This is a genomic window from Klebsiella sp. Ech2A (assembly GCF_030078455.1).
GTDB lineage: Bacteria > Pseudomonadota > Gammaproteobacteria > Enterobacterales > Enterobacteriaceae > Klebsiella > Klebsiella terrigena.
This window is the reverse complement of record NZ_JAQGFU010000090.1, coordinates 1-18,659: the sequence shown is the minus strand read 5'-3', so window position 1 is coordinate 18,659 and position 18,659 is coordinate 1. Positions and strand designations below refer to the sequence as shown.

General features: G+C 59.7%; 15 protein-coding genes and 1 pseudogene. 9 read left to right on the top strand and 7 right to left on the bottom strand.

Features of this window, described 5'->3' with window-relative positions:
- Both PFH44_RS16330 and ypfH read left to right on the top strand, forming a co-directional pair.
- Positions 1 to 895 (top strand): GNAT family N-acetyltransferase (locus PFH44_RS16330; RefSeq protein WP_283825544.1); only part of this gene is annotated, 895 nt, incomplete at its 5' end.
- A gap of 76 nt (positions 896 to 971) precedes the next feature.
- Complete coding sequence (ypfH, locus tag PFH44_RS16325) at positions 972 to 1,670, top strand: esterase (protein ID WP_283825543.1); 699 nt, start codon at positions 972 to 974, stop codon at positions 1,668 to 1,670.
- A 92-nt stretch (positions 1,671 to 1,762) separates the two neighbouring features.
- Here ypfH and PFH44_RS16320 read toward each other — a convergent pair whose 3' ends face one another.
- Genes PFH44_RS16320 through PFH44_RS16310 form a run of 3 tightly spaced genes read right to left on the bottom strand, consistent with a single transcriptional unit; the run spans position 1,763 to position 3,501 of the window.
- Positions 1,763 to 1,963, bottom strand: coding sequence for a YpfN family protein (locus PFH44_RS16320; protein WP_045856239.1), 201 nt, complete (start codon positions 1,961 to 1,963; stop codon positions 1,763 to 1,765).
- Positions 1,964 to 2,013: 50 nt separating this feature from the next.
- Complete coding sequence (gene dapE / locus PFH44_RS16315; RefSeq protein ID WP_283825542.1) at positions 2,014 to 3,141, bottom strand: succinyl-diaminopimelate desuccinylase; 1,128 nt, start codon at positions 3,139 to 3,141, stop codon at positions 2,014 to 2,016.
- A 3-nt stretch (positions 3,142 to 3,144) separates the two neighbouring features.
- Complete coding sequence (locus tag PFH44_RS16310; protein WP_045856235.1) at positions 3,145 to 3,501, bottom strand: ArsC family reductase; 357 nt, start codon at positions 3,499 to 3,501, stop codon at positions 3,145 to 3,147.
- A 473-nt stretch (positions 3,502 to 3,974) separates the two neighbouring features.
- Between PFH44_RS16310 and ypfM the strand changes: the two genes are divergently transcribed.
- Positions 3,975 to 4,034, top strand: a complete 60-nt coding sequence (gene ypfM / locus PFH44_RS16305; protein ID WP_128879464.1) for a protein YpfM — start codon at positions 3,975 to 3,977, stop codon at positions 4,032 to 4,034.
- A gap of 135 nt (positions 4,035 to 4,169) precedes the next feature.
- Here the strand turns inward: ypfM and acrD are convergent, their stop codons facing one another.
- Entirely contained in the window at positions 4,170 to 7,283 is a 3,114-nt protein-coding gene (gene acrD, locus PFH44_RS16300) for a multidrug efflux RND transporter permease AcrD (protein ID WP_283825541.1), read from the bottom strand.
- Positions 7,284 to 7,694: 411 nt separating this feature from the next.
- Here acrD and aegA point away from each other — a divergent pair, with 411 nt between their 5' ends.
- The 3 genes and pseudogenes from aegA (at position 7,695) to PFH44_RS16285 (ending at position 11,445) form a co-directional block, all read left to right on the top strand.
- Positions 7,695 to 9,677, top strand: a complete 1,983-nt coding sequence (gene aegA / locus PFH44_RS16295; protein ID WP_283825540.1) for a formate-dependent uric acid utilization protein AegA — start codon at positions 7,695 to 7,697, stop codon at positions 9,675 to 9,677.
- Between the two features lie 57 nt (positions 9,678 to 9,734).
- Positions 9,735 to 10,332, top strand: a pseudogene (gene nudK / locus PFH44_RS16290) (GDP-mannose pyrophosphatase NudK).
- 66 nt (positions 10,333 to 10,398) lie between these two features.
- A complete protein-coding gene (locus PFH44_RS16285) occupies positions 10,399 to 11,445 on the top strand; it encodes a DUF1176 domain-containing protein (protein ID WP_283825539.1) in 1,047 nt (348 codons plus the stop codon).
- Here the strand turns inward: PFH44_RS16285 and tkt are convergent.
- Complete coding sequence (gene tkt / locus PFH44_RS16280) at positions 11,435 to 13,429, bottom strand: transketolase (protein WP_283825538.1); 1,995 nt, start codon at positions 13,427 to 13,429, stop codon at positions 11,435 to 11,437. The genes PFH44_RS16285 and tkt overlap by 11 nt on opposite strands.
- A gap of 288 nt (positions 13,430 to 13,717) precedes the next feature.
- On the opposite strand from tkt, the gene maeB reads away from it, so the two are divergent.
- A complete protein-coding gene (gene maeB / locus PFH44_RS16275; protein WP_283825537.1) occupies positions 13,718 to 15,997 on the top strand; it encodes an NADP-dependent oxaloacetate-decarboxylating malate dehydrogenase in 2,280 nt (759 codons plus the stop codon).
- 28 nt (positions 15,998 to 16,025) lie between these two features.
- On the opposite strand, the gene hemF is transcribed toward maeB, so the two are convergent.
- Together hemF and amiA are read right to left on the bottom strand one after the other, a co-directional pair.
- On the bottom strand, positions 16,026 to 16,925 hold the full coding sequence (gene hemF, locus PFH44_RS16270; RefSeq protein WP_283825536.1) for an oxygen-dependent coproporphyrinogen oxidase: 900 nt from the start codon (positions 16,923 to 16,925) through the stop codon (positions 16,026 to 16,028).
- Positions 16,922 to 17,797: an N-acetylmuramoyl-L-alanine amidase AmiA gene (gene amiA, locus PFH44_RS16265; protein ID WP_045856213.1), complete on the bottom strand. Its 876-nt coding sequence runs from the start codon at positions 17,795 to 17,797 to the stop codon at positions 16,922 to 16,924. Before amiA ends, hemF begins: the two co-directional genes overlap by 4 nt.
- 211 nt (positions 17,798 to 18,008) lie before the next feature.
- Between amiA and PFH44_RS16260 the strand changes: the two genes are divergently transcribed.
- Complete coding sequence (locus PFH44_RS16260) at positions 18,009 to 18,434, top strand: GNAT family acetyltransferase (protein WP_041146662.1); 426 nt, start codon at positions 18,009 to 18,011, stop codon at positions 18,432 to 18,434.
- The coding region (locus PFH44_RS16255; protein ID WP_283825535.1) for a DUF2919 domain-containing protein at positions 18,421 to 18,659 on the top strand (239 nt) is incomplete at its 3' end. The genes PFH44_RS16260 and PFH44_RS16255, both read left to right, overlap by 14 nt.

Below are 18,659 nucleotides of genomic sequence, written 5' to 3'. Positions count from 1 at the left end.
CCTTTCCGGCGCCCACTATCGCACCTCCCCGCTGGATCTCCGCCGGATGATGGATGCGCCCGGGCAGCGGTTTATCTGCGCGCGCGCCGGGAGCCGCGTTGCCGGGGCGCTGTGGCTGGTGGAAGAGGGCGGTCTTACCCCGGCCCTCAGCCAGGCGGTGTGGGCGGGATATCGCCGCCCGCGCGGCAATCTGGTGGCCCAGTCGCTGGCGGCGCACGGCGGCACTCCGCTGGCCGCTACGCTGGTGGCCCGACGAATTGGCCGCATTGCCGTGCATCCGTCGCGCCAGCGTGAGGGGGCCGGCCAGGCGCTGGTGGCGAAGGCCGTGGCCAAGGCGGAGGGGCTTGATTACCTCTCGGTGAGCTTCGGCTATACCGACGAGCTCTGGCGCTTCTGGCAGCGATGCGGCTTTACGCTGGTGCGTCTCGGTACCCACCGTGAAGCGAGCAGCGGCTGCTATACGGCGATGGCGCTCTATCCGTTAACGCCCGCGGGCCACCGCTTACGCCAGCAGGAGCTGGCGCGGCTGCAGCGCGACGAGTACTGGCTGCGCGAATGGCGGGAAGAGGCGCTGCCGCTGCCGGCTGTCGAGGCTGCTATGCTGACGGAAGAGGACTGGCTTGAGGCCGCTGGATTCGCCTTTGCCCACCGCCCGCTGTTGTCGACGATTGGCTGCCTGAACCGCCTGCTGCTGCGGGTCGACCTGGCGCTTCCGGCGCTGCGCGCCCGCCTTCGGCAGCAGGATGAGGCCGAGCTTTGCGCTTCGCTGCGGCTGGCCGGGCGCAAAGCTTTGCTGGCAAGGTTACGCGAGGAGGCGGGGCAGGCGCTGTTGAGCCTCGACGCGGCCCGCGCCGATGCGCTGCGCCAGCGGGTTGAGCAACTGCAATTTTTTTAACTAACTCATTCAGTTAAATGTCATGGTCATATTTTATCTGCGGCGTACACTGCCCGCGTAGACTAAGGAGAAAGCCATGAAACACGATCATTTTATTGTTCAAAGCCCCGTGACACCTGCCCAACAGCTGCTGTTGCTGTTTCATGGCGTCGGTGATAATCCGGTTTCAATGGGGCAAATCGGCAGCCTGTTCGCGCCGCAGTTTCCGGATGCGTTAATCGTCAGCATCGGCGGCGCCGAGCCGTGCGGCCCGGCTCCCGGCCGTCAGTGGTTCTCCGTGCAGGGAGTGACCGAGGAGAACCGGCAGGCGCGCATTGACGCCATTATGCCGACCTTTATTGAGACGGTGCGCTACTGGCAGAAGCAGAGCGGCGTGTCCGCACAGGCAACGGCGCTGATTGGCTTCTCGCAGGGGGCGATTATGTCGCTGGAAAGCATCAAGGCCGAGCCGGGGCTGGCCTCGCGGGTTATCGCCTTTAACGGACGATACGCCACGCTGCCGCAGTCGGCGACCACGGCGACTACCGTGCACCTGATCCACGGCGGCGAGGATCGGGTTATCGATCTGGCGTGGGCCGTCTCCGCCCAGGAGGCGCTGGTGCAGGCCGGCGGCGACGTGACGCTGGATATCGTTGAGGATTTGGGGCACGCGATTGACGATCGCAGCATGCAGTTTGCGCTCGAACGCCTGCGCTATACCGTGCCGAAGCACTATTTTGACGAAGCGTTAAGCGGCAGCACGCCGAAAGATGACGATATTATCGAACTGCTGTAATCAGGCGGTATCCTGTCCGGATAAGGCGCACAGCGCCGCTATCCGGGAGATTCCCCGGCGACGTGACGTTCACCGGGGAGAGGGCATAGATCCTACTTCTTCGACTGGTCGTTCTTCGGCCAGTCGTCGTCATCATCCCACTTATCGTTACAGTCACGATGAGGGGGAAGGTCCGGCTTATTGGCGAGAAATTTTTTGTGGTCGACGCGATTAAGGTCCTTAATCACGTTAATCATGACGCCCACCAAAAAAACTAACACCAGAACCCACCAGTATTTACTTAGCCATTCCATGCTGCTTCCTCTTTCATACCCGTCATCGTTCAGGGCATCTGTCGATGTTGTCAGGCGACCAGCTGTTCCATGATCCGTTGATACATTCGCGCCAGCAGCTGCAGGTCGGCGGCGTTCACGCACTCGTTAATTTTGTGGATCGTGGCATTCACCGGTCCCAGCTCAACCACCTGGGCTCCCATGCGAGCGATAAACCGCCCGTCGGAGGTGCCGCCGTTGGTCAACAGCTGCGGTTTGATCTCATTATAGTGCTCAATGGCATTCACCACCGCTTCAACCAGCTTACCGCGGCCGGTCAGGAACGGCTGGCCGGAGAGCCACCAGTCAAGGGAGTAGCGCAGCTGATATTTTTCCAGCAGCGCGACAACCCGGGCTTTGATCATCTCGTCGGTCAGCTCGGTGCTGAAGCGGAAGTTGAACTGCACGAACAGGTCGCCCGGAATGACGTTATTGCTGCCGGTGCCCGCCTTGACGTTGGCAATCTGCATGCTGGTCGGCGGGAAGAATTCGTTGCCTTTATCCCATTCGATTCCCACCAGTTCGGTGAGCATCGGCGCGGCGCGGTGCACCGGGTTATCCGCCAGATGAGGATAGGCGACGTGGCCCTGCACGCCGTGGATGGTTAAATTGCAGGTTAACGAGCCGCGGCGGCCGTTCTTCACCACGTCCCCGACAACTTCGGTGCTGGAGGGCTCGCCCACCAGGCAGTAGTCGAGACGCTCCTTGCGGGCCATCAGGGCTTCGACGACTTTCACCGTGCCGTTGTGGGCGCTGGCTTCTTCATCGGAGGTGATCAAAAAGGCCAGGCGACCTTTATGGTTCGGATACTGGGCGACGAAGCGCTCGGCGGCCACGACCATCGCCGCCAGCGAGCCCTTCATGTCCGCCGCACCGCGGCCAAACAGCATGCCGTCGCGAATAGTCGGTTCAAACGGCGGGTTAATCCACCGGTCGGCGTCGCCCGCCGGGACAACGTCGGTATGACCGGCGAAGGCCAGGGTTTCACCGCGTCCGCGCCAGGCCCAGAAATTTTGGGTATCGCCGAAATCCATCGGTTCAACGGTAAAACCAATCGCCCGCAGACGTTCAATCATTAACGCCTGACATCCCGCATCATCGGGGCTGAGGGAAGGGCGGCGAATAAGCTGCTGAGCCAGCTCAATGACCGGGCAAGACATAGACTATACCTCGTTAACAAGCTTCTTATAAGTGAGTTCACTGAAGCCCAGCAGCATAGGCTGACCGGGCGCGCAGAGCAATGGGCGTTTGATGATTGCCGGCATTTCGAGCATCAGCCCGGCGGCGGCATCGGCGTTATCGATGCGGGCGCGAACCGATTCATCCAGCTTACGCCAGGTGGTGCCGCGGGTGTTGAGCAGGGCTTCCCAACCCAGTTCAGCAATAAACGTATCTAATAATTCGCGCTCGAGCCCATCGACGCGATAATCATGGAAGCGGTATTCAATCTGGTTAGCTTCCAGCCAGCGGCGGGCCTTTTTAACGGTGTCGCAGTTTTTTATCCCGTACATGGTCAGCATAATGAAACCTTTTTCATTGAATTAAGCGCGGAACGCAGATTTTTCCGAATATACTCGCGACGCACCCGGCGGCCTGTCCGTTAGCATCCTGAAACTTGAGCTATTTCGGGGATATATAAGCCGATAGGGAATAATACGTTAATCGGTTTAATAAATGTAATTTTTTGCCGGGAATATATAACCATGCTTATATGTTGGTTAAATATTCATCTCTCGCCGCAGGATTGTGACGGCGCTCGCGTACTGAAATCCTGGCCTCTTCCGCGTAGACGGTCAACGTATAAGAGCGCGCCTGATGTTGCAGAATGTTGCTACGTGTCACATTAAATTGGCGTTGACGGGGTCATAGTAGCGGCAAATCAGCGATAGCTATCCTGACAGTGGCCATCAGGCAATCAAAGCAATAGGGGCAGGCGACTTCCCATTACTGATGAATTTACATAAAATCACCCATAATAATAAGAGAGGCTATTATGATTGATCGTGAACTAGGGAACTGGAAAGATTTTATCGAAGGCATGCTTCGTAAATAAATTCCGCAATGTGAGCAGGGTGATCTGCCTGCGAAAATAACGCTGCAGTGGATCTGAACACATAAAAAAGGCGACTCCTGTGGTCGCCTTTTTTGTTATTCCATCGCCACGAGAGATCCTCGCGATGGACGCAGGTTATTGCGGCCGCTCTTTCAGCGGGAAGCGGCGACGCACCAGCACAAAGAACAGCGGTACGAAGAAAATAGCGAGAATGGTGGCGGAGATCATGCCGCCCATCACCCCGGTACCGACCGCGTGCTGGCTACCCGAGCCCGCACCGGTGCTGGTCGCCATCGGCAGCACGCCGAAAATAAAGGCCAGCGAGGTCATCAGAATTGGCCGCAGGCGCTGTCGGCAGGCCGAAAGCGTCGCAACCAGTAGATCCTCTCCTTTTTCATTGAGCTCGTTGGCAAACTCGACGATCAGAATGGCGTTCTTCGCCGACAGGCCGATAACCGTCAGCAGCCCGACCTGGAAGTAAACATCGTTCTCAAGACCGCGCATCCAGGTTGCCAGCAGGGCGCCGATGACTCCCAGCGGCACCACCAGCATCACGGAGAACGGAACCGACCAGCTCTCATACAGCGCTGCCAGGCACAGGAAGACCACCAGCAGGGAGATCGCGTACAGCGCCGGGGCCTGGGCGCCGGATAAGCGCTCCTGGTAGGACATCGCCGTCCACTCGAGGCCGAAGCCGTTCGGCAGCTGCTGCGCCAGCTCTTCCATAATCGTCATCGCCGTACCGGTACTGACGCCCGGCGCGGCTTCGCCGACGATTTCGACCGCCGAGTAGCCGTTATAGCGTTCCAGGCGCGGCGAGCCGGTTTCCCAGCGCGAGCTGGCAAAGGCCGAGAAGGGAACCATCGTGCCGCTGCTGTTGCGCACGTACCACTGATTAATGTCGTCCGGCAGCATGCGATATTTTGCCGCCGCCTGGACGTAGACTTTTTTTACGCGGCCGCGATCCATAAAGTCATTCACGTAGCTCGAGCCCCAGGCGGTTTGCAGCGTATCGTTGATGTCATCAATCGATATCCCCAGCGCCTGCGCCTTGCGCTGATCGATATCCACCTGCAGCTGCGGGCTATCATCAAGGCCGTTGTGGCGCACGCGGGTTAGCTGAGGATTGTTGGCGGCCAGCTCCAGCAGGGAGTCGCGGGCGGCCATCAGCGCGTCGTGGCCGTTGCCGGCGTGGTCCTCAAGCTCCATATCGAAGCCGGCGGAGCTGCCCAGCCCGCTGATGGCCGGCGGGCTGCTGGCAAAGACGCGCGCCTCTTTAATCTTGTTAAAGGCTTTGGTCGCCCGTTCGATAATGGCAAAGGCGGAGCCGCTGGTGGGGTCCCTCTGCTCCCAGTCCTTCAGGCGCACGAACATTCGCGCCACGTTCTGGCCGTTGCCGCCCGGGCCGGAGCCGATGGTGGCGAACACCGATTCGACGTTGCTCTTCTCGTTCTTAAGGAAGTAATCTTCGGCCTCCTGCACCACCTTCAGCGTCTGCTGTTGCGTAGAGCCGGCGGGCAGCTGCACTGAGGTGGTGAACATTCCGCGATCTTCCTGCGGCAGGAACGAGGTCGGCAGGTGCATAAACAGGAACACCATCCCGCCCAGCAGCAGGACGTAGATCATTATCCAGCGCAGCGAACGGTGCAGAATTTTGCCGACCGAAGATTCGTAGCGGCTGGCGTTGCGGTCAAACATGCGGTTAAACCAGCCAAAGAAGCCTTTCTGACCGTGCAGCTCGCCTTTCTGAATCGGCTTGAGCAGGGTGGCGCACAGCGCCGGGGTGAGGATCATCGCCACCAGCACCGACAGCACCATCGCGGACACTATGGTGATTGAGAACTGACGGTAAATGGCGCCGGTGGTGCCGCCGAAGAAGGCCATCGGGATAAATACCGCCGACAGCACCATGGCGATACCCACCAGCGCGCCCTGGATTTGACCCATCGATTTGCGGGTCGCCTCCCGGGGCGAAAGTCCCTCCTCGCTCATGATACGTTCGACGTTCTCCACCACCACGATGGCGTCATCCACCAGCAGGCCGATCGCCAGCACCATGGCAAACATCGTCAGGGTGTTGATGCTGTAGCCGCAGGTATAGAGCACCGCGAAGGTACCCATTAAGACGACCGGGACGGCAATGGTCGGGATCAGGGTGGCGCGGAAGTTTTGCAGGAACAGGTACATCACCAGGAACACCAGGGCGATCGCTTCAATCAGCGTTTTCACCACGTCGGTAATCGACGCCTTAACGAACGAGGTGGTCTCGTAGGCAATTTTATACTCCAGGCCGTGGGGGAAATATTGCGAAAGCTCGTTCAGGCGGGTGATGACCCGCTCGGCGGTGGCCATTTCGTTGGCGCCGGAGGCGAGCTTAATACCCAGCCCTGATGCCGCCTGGCGGTTATAGCGGCTGAGGTAATCGTACTTTTCGGCCCCCATCTCAACGCTGGCAACGTCGCCGAGCGTTACTTCCGATCCATCCTGATTAACGCGCAGCGTAATATCGCGGAACTGATCCGGCGTCTGCAGCAGCGACTGGGCGTTGATGGTGGCGTTAAGCGCCTGCTTATCAACCGACGGCGTGCCGCCCAGCTGGCCTACGGCGATCTGGGCGTTCTGCGATTCGATGGCGTCGGTAACGTCTTTCGCCGTCATCTGATAGCTGTTGAGCTTCGTCGGGTCGAGCCAGATACGCATCGAGTACTGGGAGCCATAGGCATCGATATCACCGACGCCGTTAACCCGGCTTAAGGGATCCTGGACGTTACTGGCGACGTAGTCGGCAATATCCTGCTTGTCCATGCTGCCGTCGGTGGAGACAAAAGCGAGGGTCAGAATGTTGGTATCACCGGTTTTACGCACCGTGACGCCCTGATTCTGCACCGCCTGCGGCAGCTTACGCATTGCCGACTGCAGCTGGTTTTGCACCTGCTGCACCGCTTCATCGGGGTCGGTTCCGGCGGTAAAGCTCAGGGTGACCGTCGCCTGGCCGGTGGCGCTGCTCTGCGATGACATGTACATCAGGTTATCGAGGCCGGTCATATTCTGCTCGATAACCTGGGTGACGGTATTCTCCAGCGTTTGCGCGGAGGCGCCGGGGTAGTTGGCGGTGATCCGCACGTTCGGCGGCGCCAGCTCGGGATATTGCTCAACGGGAAGCGATAAAATCGCGAGCGTTCCGGTCAGGCACAAAAGAATAGCCAGTACCCACGCAAAAATGGGGCGATCGATAAAGAAATTCGCCATCAGAATTAGGACCTCATTTTGTACATTTTTTGTTATTGCACAGCCTGTGACACTCTAGCGGTAAGCCCGCAGGCAATCGTGGAGAAATTAAGGAGATAGTGTAATTTATCGTGTGCCTTTTACGGCACGGTAAAGAAGTGTCCCGCCCCTTTACCGAAGGTCGCTTCATGGCGTTACCCTTTCGCAATTGCTGCCGGAAGTAAACATGTTTTATCGCTTTTACGCCGGATCTGAGTCTCTGTTAAGTAAGTAAAACATCATTTCATTTAAGTCAAAAAAATTGATCCAAAACGGATTATCGCCAGATAAGCGCTATTCTGGGCAAATGAACATTGTTTCCGTCCCGTCTTGTCGGGTAATTAATAGCTATGCTAACCGCATGGTTATTTACCGGGAAGACGGAAGGATGCCATGAACCACTTTATTTTGAGCGATAGTCACAAATGCATCGGATGCCGGGCCTGCGAAGTGGCCTGCGTCATGGCGCATAACGATGAGCAGCACGTCCTGACCGAACGGCGTTTTTTGCCGCGGATTGTGCTCATCAAAGGCGAGCAAAAATGTAACCCGATAACGTGTCACCATTGTGAAGGCGCGCCCTGCGCCCGCAGCTGTCCGAACGGCGCGATAAGCCGGGTTGACGGCAGCATACAGGTGCGCCAGGAAAAATGTATCGGCTGTAAATCCTGCATGGTGGCCTGCCCGTTTGGGGTAATGCAAATCGTGCTTACGCCGCTGGCGGCGGGAAAAGTAAAGGCCACCGCGCACAAGTGCGATCTGTGTCGGGAGCGCGAAGCGGGTCCGGCCTGCGTGCAAAACTGTCCGGCGCAGGCGCTGCAGCTGGCCGATGAAGAGACGCTGCTCGGCCTGGCGAAACGACGACGCCTGCGGGCGGCCCGAATGGAGGCGCAGCCGTGGCATAGCCATCCTGCAGACCTCATGCCGGCAGAGCGTAACGATAAGGTCGAGCAGATGGCGGCAACGCCGCCGCGCGCGGAGGCCGGGAGGCTCGCGCCGGCGCTGCGTAAAACGCACTTTTCTGAAATCTACCTGCCGCTTTCTACGGCCCACGCGCAGCAGGAGGCTCAGCGCTGCCTGAAGTGCGGCGAGCACAGCATCTGCGAATGGACCTGCCCGCTGCACAACCCAATCCCGCAGTGGATTGAAAAAGTGAAGGCCGGGGATATCGCCGCCGCCGTTGAGCTCTCCCACCAGACCAACTGCCTGCCGGAAATCACCGGCCGCGTCTGTCCGCAGGATCGCCTGTGCGAGGGGGCCTGCACGCTGCATGATGAACATGGCGCGGTCACCATCGGCAATATCGAACGCTATATTTCGGACCAGGCGCTGGCGGGCGGCTGGCGGCCGGATCTGTCGCGGGTGGTTGCCAGCGGCAAAAAGGTGGCGATTGTCGGCGCCGGCCCGGCCGGACTCGCCTGCGCGGACCTGCTGGTACGCAACGGCGTGCAGCCGGTGGTGTTTGACCGGCACCCGGAAATCGGCGGCCTGCTTACCTTCGGCATTCCCGCCTTTAAGCTGGACAAATCGCTGCTCTCCCGGCGGCGGGAGATCTTTAGCGCAATGGGCGTGCGCTTTGAGCTGAACTGCGAGGTGGGCAAAGATATTCCCCTCAGCGCGCTGCTGGACGACTACGATGCGGTGTTTATCGGCGCTGGGACCTATCGCTCGATGAAGGCTGATTTGCCGAATGAGGAGGCTCCCGGGGTGTATGACGCGCTGCCGTTTCTGATTGCCAACACTAAGCAGGTGATGGGGCTGAGCGAGCTGGCGGCGGAGCCCTATATCGATACCCACGGGCTGGAGGTGGTGGTGCTGGGCGGCGGCGATACGGCGATGGACTGCGTGCGCACCGCGCTGCGTCACGGCGCGAAGCGGGTCACCTGCGCCTATCGCCGGGACGAGGCCAATATGCCGGGGTCGAAAAAAGAGGTCAAAAATGCCCGCGAAGAGGGAGCGGTATTTGAATTCAACGTTCAGCCGGTGACCCTGGAGCTGGATGCTAACGGCCGGGTCAACGGGGTGCGCTTCCTGCGAACCCGGCTCGGCGAACCGGACGCGCAGGGGCGCCGCGCGCCGTCGCCGATTGTGGGCAGCGAATTCGTGATGCCGGCGGATGCGGTGATTATGGCCTTTGGCTTTCACCCGCACGGCATGCCGTGGCTGGAGTCCGTCGGCGTGCAGCTGGACGGCCGCGGGCGGATCCGCGCGCACGTTGAAAGCCGCTACCGCTATCAGACCAGCCATCCGCAGATTTTCGCCGGCGGGGATGCGGTTCGCGGAGCCGATCTGGTGGTGACGGCGATGGCGGAAGGCCGCCATGCCGCGCGGGGGATCGTCGATTTCCTCGGCCTAAAATCGATTCCGCCCTGCTAACGACAAAGCGCGCTCCGCGGCGTAGTATGACTGCGTCATTCTCTGCTGCGGGGCCGTATGCCACTCAATATCAACGTCATTAAAGATAAAATCCTCTCTGAAAACTGGTTCGTTTTGCGCAACATGACCTACGAGCTGACGCGCGGCGACGGCAGCGTGGTGCGCCACAAGCGCGAGGTTTACGATCGCGGCAACGGCGCAACGGTTCTGCTCTACAACCGGCGCAAGCAAAGCGTGGTGCTGGTGCGCCAGTTCCGCGTCGCCACCTGGGTGAACGGTAACGAAGACGGCATGCTCATCGAGACCTGCGCCGGGCTGCTGGATAACGACGAGCCGGAAGCCTGCATTCGCAAAGAGGCGATCGAGGAGACCGGCTACGAGGTGGGCGAGGTTCGCAAGCTGTTCGAACTGTATATGTCTCCCGGTGGCGTCACCGAGCTTATCCACTTCTTTATCGCCGAATACAGCGATGCCCAGCGCAAAAACGGCGGCGGCGGGGTGGATGATGAAGAGATTGAGGTCCTGGAGCTGCCGTTCAGCCAGGCGCTGGCGATGGTGGCCGGCGGCGAGATCCGCGACGGGAAAGCGGTTATCCTCCTGCAGTATCTCCACGCTTCGGGGCTGATGGCCGGGGATATCTGATAAATCCGATTGAGTAAACCCCCGGTGCTGGCGAAGATAGCGGCTGTTTTTCGCGCTAGCTTCCGGGGTTGTACCACGCATGTTTTATCGGCTTATCTTGATTCTGCTTTTCGGTCTGTTCCCCGCCTTGCGGGCGTGGGCGGCGCCGGTGCAGCAGACGTTCAGCGACTGGCTGGTGACCTGTAATAATCAAAACTTCTGCGTAACCCGCAACGTCGGGCTGCACTATGGCCTGGTGATGACCCTCAGCCGCAGCGCCGGCGCGGCCACCAATGCCAGCCTGCGCATTGAGCTGGGCGGGGTCGGCAATCCGGTCGCGGCGCTGGCGCCGATCGGCCCTCGTCTGCTGCTTGATGGTAAACCTCTGGCGCTGGTGGACAAGCGCTGGCAGGTTGCCGACAAGCTGCTTAAAACCGGCGATAGCGCCACCATCGACGCTTTTCTCCAGCAGGTGCAGGAAGGGCAGGCGATAAGCCTGGTGGACGGCCTGCAGACCATCTCTTTGCAGGGCCTGAAGGCGGCGCTGCTGTTTATCGACAGCCGCCAGAAGCGGGTCGGCAGCGAAACGGCGTGGATTGGCAAAGGCGAAGAGCCGCCGCTCAGCGTCCCGCCGGCGCCGGCGCTGCGCACGGTGGCGAAAGTCGACGTATCGCAATCGCCGCTGAGCCGCGATGAGCTGAATGACCTCATGGACTATGGCAACGAGCGCATGAGCAACAGCGCATGCTCGCTGGATCCCTCCCTGCGGGAAGTGCGGGTTACCGCGCTGACCGATGAGAAGGTGTTGCTGATGTTCAGCTGCGAAGCGGGGGCCTACAACACCGTATGGCTGGCGTGGCTGGTTTCGCGCCAGCAGCCGTACGTCGCGCGTCCGCTGCGCCTGACCCTGCCTTTCCAGCCGCCCGGCGGCGCAGGGCGCGAAATTGAGCTGATGAATGCCAGCATCGACGAGCAGCGCCACGAGCTGGTAACCCTTGAGAAGGGGCGCGCCCCGGGGGATTGCGGCACCCAGACCCGCTGGCGGTATGACGGCCAGCGGTTTAGCCTGGTGCGCTTTGCTCAGCAGCCGCAGTGCGATAACTGGCAGAGGCCAGATGCCTGGCCTACGCTGTGGATCACCCGTTAAGCAGCCCTTCGGCGGTGCTGACGATATTCTCGACGGTAAAGCCAAAGAACGGGAACAGCTTATCCGCCGGCGCCGATTCGCCGTAGCTTCTCATGCCGACAATGGCCCCCTTCAGGCCGACGTATTTATACCAGTAGTCGGCAATCCCGGCCTCAACGGCAATGCGGGCGCTAACGTCGGACGGCAGCACGGATTCCCGGTATGCCTCATCCTGAGCATCAAACACGTCGGTTGACGGCAGCGACACCACCCGCACGTTGACCCCTTTCGCCAGCAGCTTCTCCGCCGCCAGGGCGGTGATTTCTATCTCCGAGCCGGTGGCGATCAGGATCAGATCCGGCTTGCCTCCGGCATCTTTCAGCACGTAGCCGCCGCACGCAATATCGTCCACCTGCTGCGGCGTGCGCGCCATCTGCGCCAGGTTCTGGCGCGACAGGATCAGCGCGGTCGGGCCGGTCTGCCGCTCGATGGCCGCCCGCCAGGCGACCGCGGTTTCTACCTGATCGCAGGGGCGCCAGGTGCTGAAGTTGGGCGTCAGCCGCAGGCTGGCCAGCTGCTCAACCGCCTGGTGAGTGGGGCCATCCTCCCCCAGACCAATGGAGTCATGGGTGTAAACCATGATCTGCCTGGCCTTCATCAGCGCGGCCATGCGCGCCGCGTTGCGGGCGTATTCCACGAACATCAGGAAGGTTGAGGTGTAGGGAATGAATCCGCCGTGCAGGGCAATGCCGTTGGCGATGGCGGTCATGCCAAACTCGCGGACGCCGTAGTGGATATAGTTGCCGGCAGGATCGTCCTTAATAGAAGTCGACCCGGACCAGATGGTCAGGTTGCTGGGCGCCAGATCCGCCGAGCCGCCGAGCAGCTCCGGCAGCGCGGGCCCGTAGGCGTTAAGCGCATTCTGTGAGGCCTTGCGGCTGGCGATTTTTTCCGGGCTGGCCTGCAGCTTCGCGATATAGCCGCGGACGATCTCGCTCCAGCTTTCAGGCAGATCGCCGCTCATCCGCCGCGTAAGTTCGTCCGCCAGCTCTGGGTACGCCTGTCGATAGGCGGCGAATTTGTCGTTCCACGCGTGTTCGGCTTTTTCACCGCGCGGCCGGGCATCCCACTTTTGATAGATCTCTTTTGGGATCTCGAACGGCGGATATTTCCAGCCCAGCTTCTCGCGGGCTAAGGCGACCTCTTTTTCCCCGAGCGCCGCGCCGTGCGCCTCTTCGGAGCCGGCTTTATTGGGGGAGCCGAAGCCGATGACGGTGCGGCAGATAATCAGCGACGGCTTATCTTTGACGCTTTGCGCCTCGCGAATTGCCTGCTCAATCGCCTGCGGGTCGTGGCCGTCGATATCGCCGATCACGTGCCAGCGATAGGCCCTGAAGCGTTCGGCGGTATCGTCGGTGAACCAGCCCTCAACGTGGCCGTCGATAGAGATGCCGTTATGGTCATAGAAGCCGATAAGCTTGCCCAGCCCGAGGGTTCCCGCCAGCGAGCTGGCCTCGTGCGAAACCCCCTCCATCAGGCAGCCGTCGCCCATAAAAACCCAGGTATGGTGATCGACTATCTCATGTCCCGGGCGGTTGAACTGCGCCGCCAGCGTGCGTTCCGCAATCGCCATCCCGACCGCGTTCGCCAGGCCCTGACCGAGCGGGCCGGTGGTGGTCTCTACGCCTGGGGTATAGCCATGCTCCGGGTGGCCGGGGGTTTTAGAGTGCAGCTGGCGGAAGTTTTTGAGCTCTTCCATCGGCAGGTCGTAGCCGGTCAGATGTAGCAGGCTGTAGAGCAGCATCGAGGCGTGGCCGTTGGACAGCACAAAGCGGTCGCGATCGTACCAGTGCGGGTTCTCCGGGTTGTGCTGGAGGAAGTCATTCCACAGGACTTCGGCGATATCCGCCATGCCCATCGGGGCGCCGGGATGGCCGGAATTGGCTTTCTGAACTGCGTCCATGCTGAGGGCGCGAATCGCGTTGGCAAGTTCTCTTCGGGACATAATGTACTCCTGAAACAATATGTTGCATGAGTTTTTTGTGATGAATGGTAGCGGAAGTTTTAGGGTGAATAACTAAAAAGCATAGCAGACAGGGCTATCATTGCCTGCGAAACTAGGTTACAAAAATGTTATAAATCGATAACAAATATACCTTTGTGATGGCGAGAGTTTGGCGGTGTTCAAAGTTTGGAAAGCCGTCAGGCGAGATACTATGCCCCACCTTGGGTGGACATCAGGATAGAGATTGCCCGTCACCCCCTACGATCGATACGTGAAAGGAACAATAAAATGGATGAGCAGTTGAAACAAAGCGCCCTCGACTTCCATGAATTTCCCGTCCCTGGAAAAATTCAGGTTGTGCCGACCAAACCCCTCGCGACGCAGCGCGACCTCGCGCTGGCCTACTCGCCGGGCGTAGCAGCGCCTTGCCTGGAGATCGAAAAAGACCCGCTGGCCGCCTATAAATACACCGCGCGCGGCAACCTGGTTGCGGTCGTCTCCAACGGTACCGCGGTGCTCGGCCTCGGCAACATCGGCGCGCTCGCCGGTAAGCCGGTGATGGAAGGTAAGGGCGTTTTATTTAAGAAGTTCGCCGGCATTGACGTGTTTGATATTGAAGTTGACGAGCTGGACCCGGATAAGTTTATCAACGTGGTGGCCGCGCTGGAGCCAACCTTTGGCGGCATCAACCTGGAAGATATCAAGGCGCCAGAGTGTTTCTACATCGAGCAGAAGCTGCGCGAGCGCATGAATATCCCGGTATTCCATGACGATCAGCACGGCACGGCCATTATCAGCACCGCCGCCATTCTCAACGGCCTGCGGGTGGTTGAGAAAAACCTCTCCGACGTACGGATGGTGGTTTCCGGGGCGGGCGCCGCGGCTATCGCCTGTATGAATCTGCTGGTGGTGCTGGGCATGCAGAAACACAACATTGTGGTCTGCGACTCCAGGGGCGTGATTTATAAAGAGCGTGAGCCAAACATGGCGGAGACCAAGGCGGCCTACGCGGTGGACGACGACGGCAAGCGCACCCTCGACGACGTGATCGACGGGGCGGATATTTTCCTCGGCTGCTCCGGCCCGAAAGTGCTGACGCCGGAGATGGTGCAGAAGATGGCCCGCGCGCCGCTGATCCTCGCGCTGGCTAACCCGGAACCGGAAATCCTGCCGCCGCTGGCGAAGCAGGTCCGCGAAGACGCGATTATCTGCACCGGCCGCTCTGACTATCCGAACCAGGTTAACAACGTGCTGTGCTTCCCGTTTATCTTCCGCGGCGCGCTGGACGTCGGCGCCACGGCGATTAACGAAGAGATGAAGCTGGCGGCAGTGCACGCGATTGCTGAACTGGCGCACGCCGAGCAGAGTGAAGTGGTGGCCTCCGCCTACGGCGATCAGGATCTGAGCTTCGGGCCGGAATACATCATCCCGAAACCGTTCGATCCGCGGCTGATCGTGAAGATCGCACCGGCGGTGGCGAAGGCGGCGATGGACTCCGGCGTGGCGACGCGCCCGATTGCCGACTTTGATGCCTACATCGAGAAACTCAGCGAGTTCGTTTACAAAACCAACCTGTTTATGAAGCCGATTTTCTCCCAGGCGCGCAAAGAGCCGAAGCGCGTGGTGCTGGCAGAAGGGGAGGAGACGCGGGTTCTGCACGCGACTCAGGAGCTGGTCTCTCTGGGGCTGGCGAAGCCGATTCTGGTGGGGCGCCCGAGCGTTATCGAAATGCGCATTCAGAAGCTCGGCCTGCAGATTAAACCCGGCGTTGATTTTGAGATCGTCAACAATGAATCCGATCCGCGCTTTAAGGAGTACTGGAGCGAATACTATCAGCTGATGAAACGCAGCGGCGTCACCCAGGAGCAGGCGCAGCGGGCGGTTATCAGCAATACCACGGTGATTGGCGCGATCATGGTCCATCGCGGCGAGGCGGATGCGATGATCTGCGGCACCATCGGTGATTACCATGAGCACTACGGCGTGATTCAGCCGCTGTTTGGCTATCGCGACGGCGTAAACACGGCGGGGGCGATGAACGCGCTGCTGCTACCGAGCGGCAACACCTTCATTGCCGATACCTACGTTAACCACGATCCGACGCCGGAGCAGCTGGCCGAGATCGCCCTGATGGCGGCGGAGAGCGTGCGCCGCTTCGGCATCGAGCCGCGCGTCGCGCTGCTGTCGCACTCTAACTTCGGCTCCGCCAACTGCCCGTCGGCGAGCAAAATGCGTAAAACGCTGGAGCTGGTGAAGGCGAGCGCGCCGGATCTGATGATCGATGGCGAAATGCACGGCGACGCCGCGCTGGTGGAGAGTATTCGCCACGATCGGATGCCGGACAGCCCGCTGAAAGGATCGGCCAACATTCTGGTGATGCCGAATATGGAAGCCGCGCGCATTAGCTACAACCTGCTGCGGGTCTCGAGCTCGGAAGGGGTGACCGTTGGGCCGGTGCTGATGGGGGTGGCAAAACCGGTGCATATTCTGACGCCAATTGCCTCCGTTCGCCGCATTGTCAATATGGTGGCGCTGGCGGTAGTGGAAGCACAAACTCAACCGCTGTGATCGACAAAGCCCCGTTCGGGGCTTTGTTTTATATCCACTCTTTGACTTTGATGAACTCACTCAGGGCAGCCTCCGGGCTGCCTTCCTGCGGCTGGTAGTCATACTCCCAGCGCACCAGCGGCGGCATCGACATCAGAATTGACTCCGTGCGTCCGCCGGTCTGCAGGCCAAACAGCGTTCCGCGATCCCATACCAGGTTGAACTCCACGTAGCGCCCGCGGCGATAGAGCTGAAACTGACGCTCCCGCTCGCCGTACGGCATCGCTTTGCGCCGCTCAACGATCGGCAGATAGGCGTCGGTGTAGCCGTTGCCCACCGCCTGCATAAAGCGGAAGCAGTGGTCGAAGTCCGGGGTATTTAAATCGTCAAAGAACAGGCCGCCGATGCCGCGCTGCTCGTTGCGGTGCCTGAGGAAGAAGTAGTCATCGCACCACTTTTTATAGCGTGGGTAAACCTCTTCGCCGAACGGCAGACACAGGTCGCGCGCGGTGCGGTGCCAGTGAACGGCATCCTCGTCAAAGCCGTAAAAAGGGGTCATGTCAAACCCGCCGCCAAACCACCACACCGGATCCGCGCCGGGCTTTTCGGCGATGAAAAAGCGTACGTTGGCGTGGCTGGTCGGCACGTAGGGACTGCGCGGGTGAACCACCAGCGAAACGCCCAGCGCCTCAAAGCTGCGGCCGGCCAGCTCCGGGCGATGCGCCGTGGCCGAAGCCGGCATGGCGTCGCCGTGAACGTGAGAAAAGTTGACCCCGGCCTGCTCAAAGATAGCGCCTTCACGCAGCACCCGGCTTCGCCCGCCGCCTCCGCCTTCGCGCTGCCAGCTATCTTCGATAAACGGCTGGCCGTCGAGGCCGCTAAGCTGCCGGCAGATAGCGTCCTGCAGCTGGAGGAGATAGCGTTTAACCTGTTGCACGTCGGGCTTCATTTACGTCTCTTTGAGTGGGCTTTTTGGTTATCGAACCAGTGGAAGTAGCTGATAATGCCGGAGGCAATGGCGCTGGCGATTTTTTGCCGAAACGCGGTGGTACCTAACAGCTTTTCCTCGCCCGGATTGGTAATAAATGAGGTCTCGACCAGCACCGATGGAATCGACGGCGACTTCAGCACGACGAAGGCCGCCTGTTCGGTGTTGCGGCTGTGCAGCTTATGCACCGGCTTAATATTTTTCAGGATATGCGAGCCCAGCGTCAGGCTGTTTTTGATGGTGTCCGTCTGGACCAGATCGAACAGCACCTGCTGTAGCAGATGATCTTTCGCGGTGGTCTTTTTGCCGGCAACCTCATCGGCGCGGTTTTCGCGATCGGAGAGGTATTTCGCCATCGCGCTACTGGCGCCGCGGTTGGAGAGGGCAAAGACGGACGCCCCGGCAGCGCTGGGGTTAGTGAAGCCGTCGGCGTGAATCGACATAAACAGATCCGCGCCGTGCTGGTGGGCGATTTCCACGCGGTCGTACAGCGGAATAAAGGTATCGCTGGTGCGCGTCAGGCGCGCGTCGATGCCGTTATTGCGCAGAATGCCGCGCACGGTTTTGGCAATCGCCAGCACGACGTGTTTCTCTTTGGAGCCGTTGTGGCCGATAGCGCCGGTATCAATGCCGCCGTGTCCCGGGTCGAGCATCACGACGCGCTTCGCGCCCGCTTTTTTGGCGGCTGGTTTACTGTGCCCGTTGGACGTCGTCAACGGCTGTTCTTTTGCGCTGGCCTGCGAGGCAATCCCGCTAAGGGTGACGGCAGCCAGCCCGGCTTTCAGCACCTGGCGGCGCGAAGCAAGTATTTTTAATGGTTTAAAAGTGCTCATTCGGCCTGAATTACAAACAAATGGTACCCAATGTTATATCGTATCGTGTTTTTCGTTACGACCTTTCGTAATAAGAATTGTTTTACTTTTCATTTCAATACGTGACAAGGTCGTATTATGTCATTTTTTGAGGTTAATTTCGCCTGATATTGGCTATCGGGCATAATCACGCCATAATCACTTTTTTTATGCCTAAAAGATGGGGAATACCATGGAGATACGCGTTTTTCGCCAGCAGGATTTTGAAGAGGTGATAACTCTCTGGGAGCGCTGCGAGCTTCTGCGCCCGTGGAATGACCCGGAAATGGACATCGAGCGCAAGGTTAATCACGATGTTAGCCTGTTTCTGGTTGCCGAGGTTAACGGTGAGGTCGTTGGCACGGTAATGGGCGGCTACGACGGTCATCGCGGTTCGGCCTACTATCTCGGCGTTCATCCGGAGTATCGCGGACGCGGCATCGCCAACGCGCTGCTTAACAGGCTGGAAAAAAAGCTCACCGCCCGCGGCTGCCCAAAAATTAATATCATGATCCGCGAAGACAATGAGGTCGTGCAGGGCATGTATGAACGGCTTGGCTACGAATATGCGGACGTGCTCAGCCTGGGTAAGCGTTTGATTGAAGATGAAGAATACTGATCTCATCCCCGCCGATTTTGATGCGCACGGCCGGCTAAGGCTGCCGTTCCTCTTCTGGTGTGTCCTGCTGCTGCAGGCGCGAACCTGGGTGCTGTTTATTATGGCCGGGGCGTCGCGGCAGCAGGGCGATGCTCTGCTGAATCTGTTCTACCCCGATCATGACAACTTCTGGCTTGGGCTGCTGCCCGGAATACCGGCGGTGCTGGCGGTTTTCGTCAGCGGCCA

Excerpts from the sequence above, each read along its gene's own strand:
- ypfH (WP_283825543.1), top strand. The coding sequence starts at position 972 with ATGAAACACGATCATTTTATTGTTCAAAGCCCCGTGACACCTGCCCAA.
- PFH44_RS16320 (WP_045856239.1), bottom strand. The coding sequence starts at position 1,963 with ATGGAATGGCTAAGTAAATACTGGTGGGTTCTGGTGTTAGTTTTTTTG.
- dapE (WP_283825542.1), bottom strand. The coding sequence starts at position 3,141 with ATGTCTTGCCCGGTCATTGAGCTGGCTCAGCAGCTTATTCGCCGCCCT.
- PFH44_RS16310 (WP_045856235.1), bottom strand. The coding sequence starts at position 3,501 with ATGCTGACCATGTACGGGATAAAAAACTGCGACACCGTTAAAAAGGCC.
- acrD (WP_283825541.1), bottom strand. The coding sequence starts at position 7,283 with ATGGCGAATTTCTTTATCGATCGCCCCATTTTTGCGTGGGTACTGGCT.
- aegA (WP_283825540.1), top strand. The coding sequence starts at position 7,695 with ATGAACCACTTTATTTTGAGCGATAGTCACAAATGCATCGGATGCCGG.
- PFH44_RS16285 (WP_283825539.1), top strand. The coding sequence starts at position 10,399 with ATGTTTTATCGGCTTATCTTGATTCTGCTTTTCGGTCTGTTCCCCGCC.
- tkt (WP_283825538.1), bottom strand. The coding sequence starts at position 13,429 with ATGTCCCGAAGAGAACTTGCCAACGCGATTCGCGCCCTCAGCATGGAC.
- maeB (WP_283825537.1), top strand. The coding sequence starts at position 13,718 with ATGGATGAGCAGTTGAAACAAAGCGCCCTCGACTTCCATGAATTTCCC.
- hemF (WP_283825536.1), bottom strand. The coding sequence starts at position 16,925 with ATGAAGCCCGACGTGCAACAGGTTAAACGCTATCTCCTCCAGCTGCAG.
- amiA (WP_045856213.1), bottom strand. The coding sequence starts at position 17,797 with ATGAGCACTTTTAAACCATTAAAAATACTTGCTTCGCGCCGCCAGGTG.
- PFH44_RS16260 (WP_041146662.1), top strand. The coding sequence starts at position 18,009 with ATGGAGATACGCGTTTTTCGCCAGCAGGATTTTGAAGAGGTGATAACT.